Origin of the sequence: Aeromonas sp. 603079, assembly GCF_049172135.1 — a bacterium.
Lineage (GTDB): Bacteria > Pseudomonadota > Gammaproteobacteria > Enterobacterales > Aeromonadaceae > Aeromonas > Aeromonas veronii.
The window spans coordinates 48,700-62,800 of record NZ_JAAKPX010000020.1 but is presented as its reverse complement, the minus strand read 5'-3'; the positions used below and the strand labels follow the sequence as shown (position 1 = coordinate 62,800).

At 59.1% G+C, this 14,101-nt stretch carries 13 protein-coding genes; all 13 read left to right on the top strand.

Annotated features, from left to right (window positions below; genetic code table 11):
* Nucleotides 1-283 precede the first annotated feature (283 nt).
* The 13 genes from glyA to G5287_RS15430 all read left to right on the top strand — a co-directional run bounded on the left by glyA (nucleotide 284) and on the right by G5287_RS15430 (nucleotide 14,056).
* Complete coding sequence (gene glyA / locus G5287_RS15490; RefSeq protein ID WP_005338884.1) at nucleotides 284-1,537, top strand: serine hydroxymethyltransferase; 1,254 nt, start codon at nucleotides 284-286, stop codon at nucleotides 1,535-1,537.
* Between the two features lie 150 nt (nucleotides 1,538-1,687).
* Nucleotides 1,688-2,137, top strand: coding sequence for a transcriptional regulator NrdR (nrdR, locus tag G5287_RS15485; protein WP_005338880.1), 450 nt, complete (start codon nucleotides 1,688-1,690; stop codon nucleotides 2,135-2,137).
* Nucleotides 2,138-2,438: 301 nt separating this feature from the next.
* Complete coding sequence (ribD, locus tag G5287_RS15480; protein ID WP_362786460.1) at nucleotides 2,439-3,548, top strand: bifunctional diaminohydroxyphosphoribosylaminopyrimidine deaminase/5-amino-6-(5-phosphoribosylamino)uracil reductase RibD; 1,110 nt, start codon at nucleotides 2,439-2,441, stop codon at nucleotides 3,546-3,548.
* A 55-nt stretch (nucleotides 3,549-3,603) separates the two neighbouring features.
* Nucleotides 3,604-4,257 (top strand): riboflavin synthase, encoded by a 654-nt coding sequence (locus G5287_RS15475; RefSeq protein WP_005349507.1) that lies wholly within the window; start codon nucleotides 3,604-3,606, stop codon nucleotides 4,255-4,257.
* 149 nt (nucleotides 4,258-4,406) lie between these two features.
* Nucleotides 4,407-5,516 (top strand): bifunctional 3,4-dihydroxy-2-butanone-4-phosphate synthase/GTP cyclohydrolase II, encoded by a 1,110-nt coding sequence (gene ribBA, locus G5287_RS15470; RefSeq protein ID WP_421231518.1) that lies wholly within the window; start codon nucleotides 4,407-4,409, stop codon nucleotides 5,514-5,516.
* Nucleotides 5,517-5,792: 276 nt separating this feature from the next.
* Nucleotides 5,793-6,263: a 6,7-dimethyl-8-ribityllumazine synthase gene (gene ribE, locus G5287_RS15465; RefSeq protein ID WP_005338866.1), complete on the top strand. Its 471-nt coding sequence runs from the start codon at nucleotides 5,793-5,795 to the stop codon at nucleotides 6,261-6,263.
* 14 nt (nucleotides 6,264-6,277) lie between these two features.
* Nucleotides 6,278-6,691 carry a transcription antitermination factor NusB gene (nusB, locus tag G5287_RS15460; protein WP_005343514.1) on the top strand — a complete coding sequence of 138 codons (414 nt, stop codon included), beginning with the start codon at nucleotides 6,278-6,280 and terminating at the stop codon, nucleotides 6,689-6,691.
* Between the two features lie 57 nt (nucleotides 6,692-6,748).
* Entirely contained in the window at nucleotides 6,749-7,708 is a 960-nt protein-coding gene (thiL, locus tag G5287_RS15455; RefSeq protein ID WP_421172945.1) for a thiamine-phosphate kinase, read from the top strand.
* Nucleotides 7,705-8,199 carry a phosphatidylglycerophosphatase A gene (locus G5287_RS15450; RefSeq protein ID WP_227341281.1) on the top strand — a complete coding sequence of 165 codons (495 nt, stop codon included), beginning with the start codon at nucleotides 7,705-7,707 and terminating at the stop codon, nucleotides 8,197-8,199. The genes thiL and G5287_RS15450 overlap by 4 nt, the downstream gene beginning before the upstream one ends.
* A gap of 487 nt (nucleotides 8,200-8,686) precedes the next feature.
* Complete coding sequence (locus G5287_RS15445; RefSeq protein ID WP_100654430.1) at nucleotides 8,687-10,411, top strand: dipeptide ABC transporter ATP-binding protein; 1,725 nt, start codon at nucleotides 8,687-8,689, stop codon at nucleotides 10,409-10,411.
* Between the two features lie 70 nt (nucleotides 10,412-10,481).
* Nucleotides 10,482-12,038 (top strand): ABC transporter substrate-binding protein, encoded by a 1,557-nt coding sequence (locus G5287_RS15440; protein ID WP_103250977.1) that lies wholly within the window; start codon nucleotides 10,482-10,484, stop codon nucleotides 12,036-12,038.
* A 99-nt stretch (nucleotides 12,039-12,137) separates the two neighbouring features.
* Nucleotides 12,138-13,112 carry an ABC transporter permease gene (locus tag G5287_RS15435; protein WP_005349514.1) on the top strand — a complete coding sequence of 325 codons (975 nt, stop codon included), beginning with the start codon at nucleotides 12,138-12,140 and terminating at the stop codon, nucleotides 13,110-13,112.
* 2 nt (nucleotides 13,113-13,114) lie between these two features.
* Nucleotides 13,115-14,056, top strand: a complete 942-nt coding sequence (locus G5287_RS15430) for an ABC transporter permease (protein ID WP_040068611.1) — start codon at nucleotides 13,115-13,117, stop codon at nucleotides 14,054-14,056.
* The last annotated feature ends 45 nt before the right edge of the window (nucleotides 14,057-14,101 follow it).

The following is a 14,101-nucleotide window of genomic DNA, read 5'->3' as shown; positions in this document are numbered from 1 at the left end:
CTGCAATCAGCTCCATCATCATTAAATTTGTTTCGAATGAATATGTTACAGGATGGATAAAGAGGGCGTTGTGATCCCCTTCGGGTTTTGCCCGCCCGCAGCGGGATGAAAAATGAGTCGTTTGGCGGAGCGGCCAGGGTATTGAACGGGGAGGGAATCTTGCTTTTTACAACATAAATTCAACATTTTTTTAGGTGGTTGGACTGTCTCTTTGATCCAGCTCACGTTACAATGCCCGCGCCCACTTCACCTAACGCGCAAACGATTTTCAGGAGAGAAACGGATGTTGAAACGTGACATGACCATCGCCAATTATGATCCGCAATTGTGGCAGGCCATCACAGACGAAACCCGTCGTCAGGAAGAGCATATCGAGCTGATTGCGTCTGAGAACTACACCAGCCCCCGTGTCATGGAAGCCCAGGGCTCCCAGCTGACCAACAAGTACGCCGAAGGTTACCCCTCCAAGCGTTACTACGGTGGTTGCGAGTATGTGGATGTGGTCGAAACCCTGGCTATCGAGCGCGCCAAAGAGCTGTTCGGTGCCACTTACGCCAACGTGCAGCCGCACTCCGGCTCTCAGGCCAACAGCGCCGTTTACATGGCTCTGCTGCAGCCGGGCGACACCGTACTGGGCATGAACCTGGCCCACGGCGGTCACCTGACCCACGGCTCTCCGGTCAACTTCTCCGGCAAGCTTTACAACATCGTGCCTTACGGTATCGATGAGTCCGGCAAGATCGACTACGACGACATGGAACGTCAGGCTGTCGAGCACAAGCCGAAGATGATGATCGGTGGCTTCTCTGCCTACTCCGGCATCGTTGACTGGGCCCGCATGCGCGAAATCGCCGACAAGGTCGGTGCCTACCTGTTCGTCGACATGGCTCACGTGGCTGGTCTGATTGCCGCTGGCGTCTACCCGAACCCGGTTCCCCACGCTCACGTGGTCACCTCTACCACTCACAAGACCCTGGCAGGTCCGCGCGGTGGTCTGATCCTCTCCGCCGCTGACGACGAAGAGCTCTACAAGAAGCTCAACTCTGCCGTCTTCCCGGGTGGTCAGGGCGGCCCGCTGATGCACGTCATCGCCGGTAAAGCTGTTGCCTTCAAAGAGGCGCTGGAGCCGGAGTTCAAGACCTATCAGGCTCAGGTCGTGAAAAACGCCAAGGCGATGGCTGCCACCTTTATCGAGCGCGGTTACAAGATCGTCTCCGGCGGTACCGACAACCACCTGATGCTGGTTGATCTGATCGGCCGCGAGCTGACCGGTAAGGATGCTGACGCTGCGCTGGGCAAAGCCAACATCACCGTCAACAAGAACTCCGTGCCCAACGACCCGCGCTCCCCGTTCGTCACCTCCGGTGTGCGGATCGGTACCCCCGCCATCACCCGCCGTGGTTTCAAGGAAGCCGAGTCCATCGAGCTGACCCACTGGATCTGCGACGTACTGGACAACCACGACAACGATGCCGTGCTGGCCACCGTGCGTGAGAAGGTGCTGGATATCTGCCGCCGCTTCCCGGTTTATGGCTGATAAGTCAGACCATCCGGTTTGAGACCAATGCCACCTTCGGGTGGCATTGTTTTTTCTGGCTTTTACCGGTTTTGGATGGCCGTGCTACACTGGCCGACCTAGATCCTGGCCCGCCGGGCCGGTCCCTGTTCCATTAACGCCGGAGGTCCGATGCATTGCCCATTCTGTAGTGCGGTTGATACCAAGGTGATCGATTCCCGTCTGGTGGCAGAAGGCCATCAGGTGCGCCGCCGTCGTGAGTGTCTGCTCTGTCACGAGCGTTTTACCACCTTCGAGATGGCCGAGCTGGTGATGCCCCGCGTCATCAAGTCCAACGGTTCCCGCGAGCCGTTCAATGAAGACAAGCTGCGCGCCGGCATCCTGCGGGCGCTGGAGAAGCGGCCGGTGAGCATGGAGGCCATCGAAAAGGCGGTCAACCATATCAAATCCCGCCTGCGTGCCACCGGCGAGCGCGAAGTCGCCTCCGAGCTGGTGGGCAATCTGGTGATGGATGAGCTCAAGAGTCTGGACAAGGTGGCCTATATCCGCTTTGCCTCCGTCTATCGCAGCTTCGAAGATATTCGCGAGTTCGGCGAAGAGATCGCCAAATTGGAGAAATGATGGTATCGGATTGGCAAGTGGATATCCGCTTCGCCCCTCTCTACCTCAGGACACGAAGATATTCGCGAGTTTGGTGAAGAGATCGCCAAATTGGAGAAATGATGGTATCGGATGGGCAAGTGGATATCCGCTTCGCCCCTCTCTACCTCAGGACACGAAGATATTCGCGAGTTTGGCGAAGAGATTGCCAAGCTGGAAAAGTAAACCGCCATTCTCACCCATGTTGCCGCGTCCGATTACGCTGCGCTAATCGAACCTACGATACTGCGTAAAGTCGAGATGTGTTGTCAAAGGAGCCCGGATGTTTAGTCAAGATGATTACCAATGGATGAGTCGGGCCCTCGAACTGGCCCGCCGCGGCCGCTACACCACGGCCCCCAATCCCTGCGTCGGCGCCGTGCTGGTCAAGGATGGCGTGGTGGTTGGCGAAGGGTGGCATCAGAAGGCGGGCGAGCCCCATGCCGAGGTTTACGCCCTGCGCGCCGCCGGTGACAACGCCCGCGGCGCCACCGCCTATGTGACCCTCGAACCCTGCTCCCACCACGGTCGTACTCCCCCCTGCGCCGAGGCGCTGATCAACGCTGGCGTGGCCCGGGTGGTGGCGGCCATGGTCGATCCCAATCCCCAGGTGGGCGGACGTGGCCTGCGGATGCTCTCCGAAGCGGGGATCAAGACAGATTTCGGCCTGCTGGCGAGCGAAGCCGAAGCGCTCAACCCGGGCTTTTTCAAGCGGATGCGTACCGCCTTCCCGCGGGTGACCGTCAAGCTGGGGGCCAGCCTCGATGGCCGCACCGCCATGGCGAGCGGCGAGAGCCAGTGGATCACCTCCCCGGATGCGCGCCGTGACGTGCAACGGCTGCGGGCCCGCCACGATGCGGTACTCTCCAGCGCTGAAACCGTGCTGGCCGATGGCGCTTCCCTGACCGTGCGCTGGGACGAGCTGCCCCCCTCGGTCAAGGCGAGTTATCCCAAGGAGACCCTGCGCCAGCCGCTGCGGGTCATCGTCGATTCGCAAAACCGGCTCACCCCGGATCTGCCGATGTTCCAGAGCGAGAGCCCGGTGCTGCTGGCTCGGCACAAGGCGTCCGGCGAGTGGCCCGAGTGGGTGCAGCAGCTGGAGCTGCCGCTGCTGGATGGCAAGCTGGATCTGGTCAGCCTCTTCATGCTGCTGGCCAAGCAGAACGTCAACTCGGTGCTGGTCGAGGCGGGCCCGCGGCTCTGCGGCGCTCTGCTGGAAAAAGGGCTGGTGGATGAGCTGGTGCTCTATCAGGCGCCCAAACTGATGGGCGACGAGGGGCGCGGCCTGTTCCATCTGCCGGGTCTGACCCGGCTGTTCCAGGCCCCCAAGCTCGCCATCAAGGATGTGCGCATGGTGGGGCCGGATATTCGCATTACCGCCAAAATAGCCTGATTTATCAATGTTCAAGGGGGCATAAGCAGCCCCCGTCATCAGCAAGGTGATCTGCATGTTTACCGGAATTATCGAAGCGGTGGGAACCCTGGCCGAGCTGCGCCGTCAGGGCGATGACATGGCCCTCACTGTCCACGCACCAGGTCTGGATTTTAGCGACGTCAAACTGGGCGACTCCATCGCCACCAACGGCGTCTGCCTCACCGTGGTGGCGCTGGGCGACAAGAGTTATACCGCCGACGTGTCGCTGGAAACCCTCTCCCGTACCGGTTTTGCCGCCGCCAGAGTGGGCGATCGGGTCAACCTCGAGAAGGCGCTGATGCCCACCTCCCGCCTCGGCGGCCATCTGGTCTCCGGCCATGTGGATGGGGTAGGGGAGGTGAAAAGCGTCTCCAGCAGCGGCCGCGCCATCGAGTACTGGATCAAGGCGCCGGGCGAGCTCTCCCGCTACATCGCCGAGAAGGGCTCCATTGCGGTGGATGGCATCAGCCTCACCGTCAACGCCGTGCAGGGGGACCTGTTTCGCCTGACCATCGTGCCCCACACCGCGCAGGAGACCACTATTGCCAGCTGGAAGCCAGGCCACAAGGTCAACCTCGAGGTGGATCAGATTGCCCGTTATCTGGAGCGACTGATGATGGGCAAGTCCCAGGAGAGCAGCGCCTCGACCCTGACCATGGAGACACTGGCCAAGGCCGGTTTTCTCTGACGGTGTGCGCTGAATCTGGCCACCAAAACGATTTTCTGTGATCCCGCTCTGATTGAAATGGAGCCGCGAGCCCCAATTTAGAGCAACATACACTCGCATTTGCGTTGAGCCTGCTGGCTCAACCCCCAAGTACACTGATGGAGTAGCCCATGGCGCTGAGCACAACCCAGGAAATCATTGCCGATATCAAGGCTGGCAAGATGGTGATCCTGATGGATGACGAAGACAGGGAGAACGAAGGGGACCTCATCATGGCCGCCTCCTGCGTCCGTCCGGAGGATATCAACTTCATGGCCCGCTACGGCCGTGGCCTCATCTGCCTGACCCTGACCCGGGATCGCTGCAAGCAATTGGCGCTGCCGCTGATGGTGGATCGCAACAATGCCCAGTTCTCCACCGCCTTTACAGTCTCCATCGAGGCGGCAGAAGGGGTGACCACAGGTATCTCAGCCGCCGATCGTGCGGTGACCGTACAGGCCGCTGTGGCGGCCAATGCCAAGGCGGCCGATCTGGTGCAGCCGGGCCACATCTTCCCGCTGATGGCGCAGGATGGCGGCGTACTGACCCGTGCCGGTCACACCGAAGCGGGCTGCGATCTGGCCCGTCTGGCCGGTTTCGAGCCTGCCGCCGTCATCGTCGAGATCCTCAACGAAGATGGCACCATGGCGCGCCGTCCGGATCTGGAGGTGTTCGCCGAGGAGCACGGCATTAAGCTCGGCACCATCGCCGACCTTATCGAGTACCGCAACCAGCACGAGACCACGGTCGAGAAGGTGGCCGAGTGCAAGCTGCCCACCGAATTTGGCGAGTTTGACCTCATCACCTTCCGTGACACCATCGACAATCAGGTTCACTTCGCCCTGAAAAAGGGTGAGGTACAGGCCGACCAGCCGACCCTGGTGCGCGTTCATCTGCACGATGTGCTGAGCGATCTGCTGCTGACCGACCGTCATGCAGCCCGCAGCTGGCCGCTGCCCAAATCCATGGCCCGCATCGCCGACGAGGGCGGCGTGCTGGTGATTTTGGGGGCGGAAGCCCAGGGCGCCGAGCTGCTTGCTAGGGTCAAGGGTTTTGACGCCGCCGACAAGGGACTGGCTCCGGAAGGAGCCAAGTGGCAGGGGACTTCGCGCCGGGTGGGCGTTGGTTCCCAGATCCTCAAGGCCCTTGGCGTAAGCAAGATGCGCCTCTTGAGCTCGCCGAAGAAGTACCATGCCCTCGGTGGTTTCGGTCTGGAAGTGGTTGAGTACGTCGGCGAGTAAAGCTCCACCAGAGAAGTACCATCCCCTTCCGGGTGGTTTCGGTCTGGCAGTGGTTGAGTACATCGGCGAGTAACGTTCTGCCAGAGAAGTACCATCCCCTTCCGTGCTGTTTCGGCTTGGAAGTCGTGGAATTCACCGGTGAGTAAGCGCGCCGGACTGATTAAATCGCGATCATGGCCGTCTATTGCGGCCATGGTTTTTGTCGTGGGTCTGTTGTGCTAGAATGTGCGCACTTTTGACTCCGGCCCTTTTGATTGCACAGATACAGGATTTCCAATGAAGGTTATCGAAGGAAATATCGCCGCTCCTGAGGCGCGCGTTGCTATTGTTGTTGCCCGTTTCAACAGCTTCATCAACGACAGTCTGGTGAACGGCGCGGTGGACGTACTGAAGCGTCAAGGTCAAGTGCAGGACAGCAACCTGACACTGGTAAAAGTGCCGGGCGCGGTTGAAATGCCATTGGTCATCAAGAAGCTGGCCAAGAGTGGTCAATACGACGCCATCGTGGCGGTCGGTACTGTCATCCGTGGCGGCACCTATCACTTCGACCTGGTGGCAAACGAGAACAGCAAGGGCATGGCCCAGGTAATGATGGAATATGAAATTCCCGTTGCCTTCGGTGTGCTGACCACTGAAAACATTGAACAAGCCATCGAGCGTGCAGGTACCAAGGCGGGTAACAAGGGTGCAGAGGCTGCACTGGCAGCGCTCGAAATGATCAACGTCCTGAAAGAACTGGACGTGTAACGAGGAGAAGTACATTGAAACCGTCTGAGCGCCGTAAAGCCCGCCATTGCGCCACCCAGGCCATCTACCAGTGGCAGATGACCAAGGCTAACGTGGGTGACATCGAAGAGCAGTTCAAGATCGATCAGGACACCAAGGGTGTAGACCTGAACTATTTCCGCGATCTGCTGTTCGGGGTAGCCCTCCACTGCAGCGAGCTGGACAAGGTGTTTGCACCTTTCCTCTCCCGTCCGCTGGAAGAAGTGGACATGGTGGACAAGGCGATCCTGCGTCTGGCGACCTACGAGCTGACTCGTCGTGATGATGTACCGCCGCGCGTGGTCATCAACGAAGCGATCGAGCTGGCCAAAGCTTTTGCTGCCGATGACAGCCACAAGTTTGTCAACGGTGTACTGGACAAGGTGATCAAATCGCTGAACAAGCGTTGATCCTGCTGTCCGTCAGCATCTAAGAGAGGAGCCAGCTTATTGCTGGCTTTTTACTGTATGGGTGAATTTGAGCTGATTGATAAGTACTTCAAGGTCCCCCACGCCCGCAAGGACGTGGTGATGGGCCCTGGAGATGACTGTGCCCTGCTGACCCTGCCCACCGATACCCAGCTGGCGGTGAGCACCGACACTCTGGTGAGCGGCGTACACTTCTTTCCCGACATGGATCCGGTGGATCTCGGCTACAAGGCGCTGGCGGTCAATCTCTCCGATCTCGCCGCCATGGGGGCCGAGCCGCGCTGGGTGTCGCTGGCGCTGACCCTGCCTGCCATCAACGAAGGTTGGGTTGCCGGTTTTGCCGAAGGGTTTCTGGAACTGGCCGAGTACTACAACGTGGCGCTGGTGGGCGGAGACATGACCCGCGGGCCGCTCTCCATCACCATCTCGGTGAAGGGGTCGGTGCCTGCCGGTCGCGCCCTGATGCGCAGCGGTGCCAAAGCCGGTGACGGCATCTATGTGACCGGCACTCTGGGTGATGCCGCGCTGGCGCTCTCCCACCTGCTGGGCAAACGCACCCTCAACGAGAACCAGCTGGCTGCCGTGCTGCCACGGCTCGACCACCCCCATCCCCGCATTCTGGCCGGACAGGCGCTGCGCGGGCTGGCGGGCAGTGCGCTGGATCTCTCCGATGGTCTGGCATCGGATCTCGGCCATATCCTCAAGGCGTCCGGTGTGCGTGCCCAGATCGATCTCGATCTGCTGCCGCTCTCACCGGTGCTGCAGGATGCGGTGAGCGAGCAGGATGCGTGGCAACTGGCGCTGGCCGGTGGCGATGACTATGAGCTCTGCTTCACCGTACCGGAGGAGCACCGCGGCGCGCTCGATACGGCGCTGGCCCACAGCGGGGTCAAGTTCAGCCGCATCGGCCGCATCGTGGCGGGCGAGCCGGGCATCGACTACCTGCGTGGCGACCAGGCGGTCGAGTTGCAACTGAAAGGGTGGGATCACTTCGCATGAGTTTGTTCAGGATAAAGCTCGAGCTGACACGACTGGATCTGAAAAATCCGCTTCATTTTTTGGCGGTGGGGTTTGGTTCCGGTCTCAGCCCCAAGGCGCCGGGCACCATGGGCACCCTGGCGGCCATTCCGCTCTACCTGCTGGTGAGCGGGCTGCCGACCCACTGGTTTATCGCCTTGCTGGCGGTGGGTTTTGTGGTCGGTATTCGTATCTGCCAGAGCGCCACCGATGCCATCGGTATGCCGGATCACGGCGCCATCGTCTGGGACGAGGTGATCGGCTTTGGCGTCACCATGATCGCAGCGCCAGCCGGTTGGGAGTGGGTGGTGGCGGGATTCGCGCTGTTCCGGTTGTTTGATGTGCTCAAGCCCTGGCCCATCTCCTGGTTTGATCGCCGGATCCACGGTGGCCTGGGCATCATGCTGGACGATCTGATCGCCGGCCTGTTCGCCCTGTTTTGTATGCAATTACTGGCATTCTGGCTCGGTTGAGAGCCATCTTCCGGGGGATGACCGTTCTGGCATCCCCCGATTTATATCTGCTTAATTTTCATTCATCGGCATATGCTGCCGTTTATCATCCATTTCACATAAATATTCACTACTCATTCGGGGCTGGTGATCGTTTTGGAAATAGTGATAAATGCTGCTTGTTGCGTTGTTGTTGAAATTAAAGTAATGATACCAATAGATGTGCGGACGCACCGGCCATTTGTGTGATGAAAATCATCATTTATCTCTGCCGAATTGGTGGTTATCTGCACAAAACATTGCGGAATTGTATAACTCAATCATTTACACCCGTGGTCAAACCGTCTAAGTTACTCGCGGGTTATTCCAAAAAAATGCAAAAAACCCGCCCGGATCGCTGGTTTCGCTGCCTCATGGATTGAGCAAATATTGCCCAAGGTAACAACCGGCATCTGCGGCTGATTTACGGACGAATTATTTGGGACGGATGTCCCCCGCAGAGGTAAACATGTCCTTGCTCGAAGTAAAGAACTTGCGGATCGAGTACCCCTCCCGCTACGGGGTGCTGGCCGCGGTGAAGGATCTCTCTTTCTCTATCGAAAAGGGTGAGATTGTCGGGGTGGTCGGTGAATCCGGCGCCGGCAAGTCCACCATCGGCAACGCCGTTATCGACCTCCTGAGCCCGCCGGGTCGCATCGCCCGTGGCGATATCTATCTCAATGGCGAGCTCATCTCCGGCAAGAGCCAGAACGAGATGCGGGCCATCCGTGGCTCCCGTATCGGGTTCATCTTCCAGGACCCCATGACCTCCCTCAACCCGCTGTTCACCGTTGAGCATCAGTTGGTGGAGACCATTCTGGCCAATACCGACCTCTCTCGCGAAGCTGCTTTTGCCAAGGCGCTGGAGCTGATGGGGGCGGTGGGTATTCCGCAGCCGGAGCTGCGTATCAAGCAGTATCCGCACCAGTTCTCCGGTGGCATGCGTCAGCGGGTGGTTATCGCCATTGCGCTCTCCTGCGATCCGGAGCTGATCATCGCCGATGAGCCGACCACGGCGCTCGACGTATCCATCCAGGATCAGATCCTCCAGCTTATCCGCGCCCTCTGCAAAGAGCGTCAGGTGGGCTGCATGCTGGTGACCCACGACATGGGGGTGGTCTCCAACGTTACCGACAAGGTGGCGGTGATGTATCGCGGCGATCTGGTGGAGTTCGGCCTGACCGAACAGGTACTGGGCAGCCCCAATCACCCCTATACCCGCAGCCTCATCTCGGCGGTACCTCGCTCCGACGTGAAGCTGGTGCGTTTCCCGCTGGTCTCCTATATCGAGGATGCCAGTGCGCCGGATACCAATATTGACCTCAAGACCCACTGGCTTGGCCAGAGTCAGGACGAGCGTGCCTATGAAGGGGCGCTGCTGCGGGTGGAGAACGTCGATCTGAAGTTCGTCACCAAGGACTCCATCTTCCCGAGCCGCCGCCAGTATGTGCGCGCCTGCAACAACATCAGCTTCGAGATCTTCGAAGGGGAGACCTTCGGTCTGGTGGGGGAATCGGGCTCCGGCAAATCGACTATTGCCCGCGCCATCACCGGTCTCTATCCGCCTGATACCGGCAAAATCTTCTTTGAGGGGATCGATCTGACCGCTCTCAAGAGCGAGCGCGAGCGTCGCCCGCTGCGTCGCCAGATGCAGATGGTGTTCCAGAACCCCTATTCGTCGATGAACCCGCGGATGAAGGTGCGCGACATCATTGCCGAGCCGATCCGCTTCCATCAGCTGGCGAGCAGCGAGAGCCAGATCGAGGGGATCGTCGGCGATCTGCTGGATCACGTGGGTCTCGGTCGTGGTGCTGGCCTCAAGTATCCCCACGAGTTCTCCGGCGGTCAGCGTCAGCGCATCTCCATTGCCCGCGCCCTGGCCACTCGCCCGCGCTTCCTCATCTGCGACGAGCCGACCTCGGCGCTGGATGTGTCGGTGCAGGCCCAGATCCTCAACCTGCTCAAGGATTTGCAGCAGGAGCTCAAGCTCACCATGCTGTTCATCAGCCACGATCTGCCGGTGATCCGCCAGATGTGCGACCGCATCGGGGTGATGCAGCACGGTCATCTGGTGGAAGTGGCCGAGACCGAGAAACTCTTTACCAATGCCGAGCATGAGTACAGCCGCAAGCTGATCTCCCTCATGCCGGAGTTCAAGGGAATGTCCCGCGAGGGGCTGGAAATCGCAAGCTAGGAGAGCGCCGGTGCGCCGGTCTGCTTGTCAAAAAAAGTGTCATAAGAAAGCCAAAAGCATGGAGAACAAGATGAAGAAAGGATTGTCCAAGATTGCCCTGGCGCTGTTTGCCGCCGGTTTCGCCTTCAGTGTCTCAGCCGCTGATATCAAGGTGGGTGTCGCTTCTGACGCCACTTCGCTGGATCCGCAGGAGCAGCTCTCCGGTCAGACCCTGGAGATGTCGCACCTGGTATTCGATCCCCTGATGCGTTACACCCAGGACCTGCAGTTCGAGCCCCGTCTGGCCGAGAAGTATGAGCGTATTGACGACAAGACCGTCCGCTTCCACCTGCGCAAAGGGGTCAAGTTCCACTCCGGTAACGACTTCACCGCTGACGACGTGGTGTGGACCGTCAACCGCCTGAAATCCTCCGTCGACTTCAAGGCGATCTTCGATCCCATCAGCGAAGTGAAGAAGGTCGATGACTACACCGTCGATCTGATTACCGCCAAGCCCTTCCCGCTGGTGCTGCAGACCGTCACCTACATCTTCCCGATGGACTCCAAGTTCTACACCGGCAAGACCGAAGCGGGCAAAGACAAGGCCGAGATCGTCAAAAACGGCGACTCCTATGCCTCTACCCACGTCTCCGGTACTGGCCCGTTCACTGTCAAGTTCCGCGAGCAGGGTGTGAAGCTGGATTATGCCCGCAACGCCAACTACTGGGATAAAGCCTCCAAGGGTAACGTCGAGAACCTGACCGTAGTGCCGATCAAGGAAGATGCGACCCGTGTTGCAGCCCTGCTGGGTGGCGACGTGGACATGATCTATCCGGTTGCGCCGAACGATCTGGAGCGCGTGAAGAATGGCAAGGACTCCCAGCTGGTTACCCTGTCCGGTACCCGTGCCATCATCATCGAGCTGAACCAGAACACTAATCCGGCGCTGAAAGACAAGCGCGTGCGTCAGGCCATCAACTACGCCATCAACCAGGTGGGTATCGTCGAGAAGATCAACAAGGGCTTCGGTACCCCTGCTGGTCAGCTGAGCCCGAAAGGCTATGCCGGTCACAACGAGGCGCTGGTACCCCAGTATGATCTGGCCAAGGCCAAGGAGCTGATGAAAGAGGCCGGTTACGAGAAAGGCTTCAAGATGACCTTCATCTCCCCGGCAGCCCGCTACGTCAACGACGTCAAGATTGCCCAGGCTGTCTCCGCCATGCTGGCCAAGATCAACATCAAGGTGGATCTGAAGACCATGCCGGTGGCCCAGTACTGGCCCGAGTTTGACAAGTGCGCCGCGGACATGCAGCTGATCGGCTGGCACTCCGACACCGAAGATACCGCGAACTTCTTCGAGTTCCTGACCTTCACCAAGGACGCCAAGACCGGTATGGGTCAGTACAACTGCGCCGGTTATGCCAACGCCGAAGCTGACAAGCTGGTGATGGATGCCAACGCCGAGACCGATCCGGCCAAGCGTGCCGAGATGCTGAAGAAGGTCGAAGCCATGCTGATCGAAGATGCTGCCTACGTGCCGTTGCACTGGGAAGATCTGGCCTATGGCGCCAAGAAGAACGTCGACATCAAGCCGGTGGTCAACGTGATGAACTTCCCTTACCTGGGTGACCTGGTGGTCAGCAAGTAAGAGAACGTCGCAAGGAAGGACGGGGCGGGGTGGTCAGCTGGTCACTCCGCCCACTAACAGAAGCCTGTGCCACGACACAGGCCACGTAGAAGGACAAGCATGTTTACATTCCTGCTGAAACGGTTCTATCAGGCCGTGATAGTGATGTTCGTCATCAGCCTGGTCGCCTTCTCCATCCAGGATAACCTGGGTGACCCGTTGCGCGAGCTGGTGGGACAATCCGTCTCCGAAGCCCAGCGTCACGAGTTGCGCGAGAAGATGGGCCTTAACGATCCCTTCCTCATCAAATACAGCCGCTTTTTGAAAAATGCGGTGCATGGTGATTTGGGCACCTCCTATTTCTTCAAGCGACCCGCTCTCGAGGTGATCCTCGACAAGCTGGTGGCTACCCTTGAACTGGTGTTTGCTGCCGCGCTCATCATCGTGGTGGTCTCCATTCCACTCGGTGTCTATTCGGCGATCCGCCCGCGCAGCATTCCCACCAAGATCATCATGGCGGGGAGCAGTATCGGTATCTCGATCCCGGTATTTTTGACCGCCATCATGCTGATGTACCTCTTCTCCATCCAGCTGGGCTGGCTGCCTGCCTATGGCCGCGGCGAGACCCGTAACCTGCTGGGCTGGGAGTCGGGCTTCTTCACCTGGGATGGTATCCTGCACCTGATCCTGCCCGCGGTGTCGCTCTCTTCCATCATGCTGCCGCTGTTTATCCGGTTGGTGCGTTCCGAGATGCTGGAGCAGCTCTCTTCCGAGTACGTCAAATTCGCCCGCGCCAAAGGGCTGGATAACAACAAGGTCTACTATCAGCACGCTCTCAAAAACACCATGCTGCCGGTCATTACCGTCGGCGGGGTGCAGATCGGCACCATGGTGGCCTACACCATTCTGACCGAGAGCGTGTTCCAGTGGCCGGGCACCGGCTTCCTGTTCCTTGAGGCGATCCACCGGGTCGATACGCCCCTCATCACCGCCTACGTCATCTTCGTGGGACTGATCTTCGTGGTGACCAATACCCTGGTCGACCTGCTCTACGGGTTGATTAACCCGACCGTTAACCTGACTGCCAAGGGGTAAGCATGAGTAACGCTGTAACTGCAAGCCCAAGCCGTTGGGCACGATTCAAGAACTCTGACATCGTCTACTACTTCCTGCGGGACAAGGTAGCCATGTTCAGCTTTGCGGTGTTCGTGGTATTTGTGCTGGCGGCGCTGCTGGCGCCCTGGCTCGCCCCGCACAACGTCTATGACCAGACCAGTTTTGATCTGATGGATGCCGAGTTGCCCCCCTCCTGGCTCGAAGGCGGCGAGGAGCGTTTCTGGCTTGGTACCGACAACCAAGGGCGGGATATCTGGAGCACCATCCTCTATGGCGCCCGTATCTCCCTCACCATCGGCCTGTTTGCGGTGGCGCTGCAGTTGGTGCTCGGTATCGTCATCGGTCTGATTGCCGGTTATTTCGGTGGTCGCATTGACAACCTGTTGATGCGCTTTGCCGATGTGCAGCTGTCGTTCTCCACCATGATGGTGGCGATCATCATCTCCGCCATCTTTCAGGCAACCTTTGGCTCCGAGTTCTACTCGAAGTTTGCCATTATGATGCTGGTGGTGATCATCGGTATCGCCGAGTGGCCGCAGTATGCCCGTACTGTGCGCGCCTCTGTGTTGGCGGAGAAGAAGAAGGAGTATGTGGAAGCAGCCAAGGTGATGGGGTTCCGCGCCCCGCGCATCATGTTCCGCCACATTCTGCCCAACTGTTTGTCGCCCATTCTGGTTATCTCCACCGTGCAGGTGGCCAACGCCATCATGAGCGAGGCGGCGCTCTCCTTCCTCGGTCTGGGGATGCCGGTTGATCAGCCCTCGCTCGGTTCGCTTATCAGCGTCGGCTTCAACTACATCTTCTCCGGCTCCTGGTGGATCACCGCCTTCCCGGGAATCTGTCTGGTGGTGCTGGTGCTGGTCATCAACCTGCTGGGCGACTGGCTGCGGGATGTGTTTAACCCCAAGATCTACAAAGGTTGATAACCTGCGCAAGAACTTACTGCGAGGCCGTGATCAAGGCTCATG

Excerpts from the sequence above, each read along its gene's own strand:
- glyA (WP_005338884.1), top strand. The coding sequence starts at position 284 with ATGTTGAAACGTGACATGACCATCGCCAATTATGATCCGCAATTGTGG.
- nrdR (WP_005338880.1), top strand. The coding sequence starts at position 1,688 with ATGCATTGCCCATTCTGTAGTGCGGTTGATACCAAGGTGATCGATTCC.
- ribD (WP_362786460.1), top strand. The coding sequence starts at position 2,439 with ATGTTTAGTCAAGATGATTACCAATGGATGAGTCGGGCCCTCGAACTG.
- G5287_RS15475 (WP_005349507.1), top strand. The coding sequence starts at position 3,604 with ATGTTTACCGGAATTATCGAAGCGGTGGGAACCCTGGCCGAGCTGCGC.
- ribBA (WP_421231518.1), top strand. The coding sequence starts at position 4,407 with ATGGCGCTGAGCACAACCCAGGAAATCATTGCCGATATCAAGGCTGGC.
- ribE (WP_005338866.1), top strand. The coding sequence starts at position 5,793 with ATGAAGGTTATCGAAGGAAATATCGCCGCTCCTGAGGCGCGCGTTGCT.
- thiL (WP_421172945.1), top strand. The coding sequence starts at position 6,749 with ATGGGTGAATTTGAGCTGATTGATAAGTACTTCAAGGTCCCCCACGCC.
- G5287_RS15450 (WP_227341281.1), top strand. The coding sequence starts at position 7,705 with ATGAGTTTGTTCAGGATAAAGCTCGAGCTGACACGACTGGATCTGAAA.
- G5287_RS15445 (WP_100654430.1), top strand. The coding sequence starts at position 8,687 with ATGTCCTTGCTCGAAGTAAAGAACTTGCGGATCGAGTACCCCTCCCGC.
- G5287_RS15440 (WP_103250977.1), top strand. The coding sequence starts at position 10,482 with ATGAAGAAAGGATTGTCCAAGATTGCCCTGGCGCTGTTTGCCGCCGGT.
- G5287_RS15435 (WP_005349514.1), top strand. The coding sequence starts at position 12,138 with ATGTTTACATTCCTGCTGAAACGGTTCTATCAGGCCGTGATAGTGATG.
- G5287_RS15430 (WP_040068611.1), top strand. The coding sequence starts at position 13,115 with ATGAGTAACGCTGTAACTGCAAGCCCAAGCCGTTGGGCACGATTCAAG.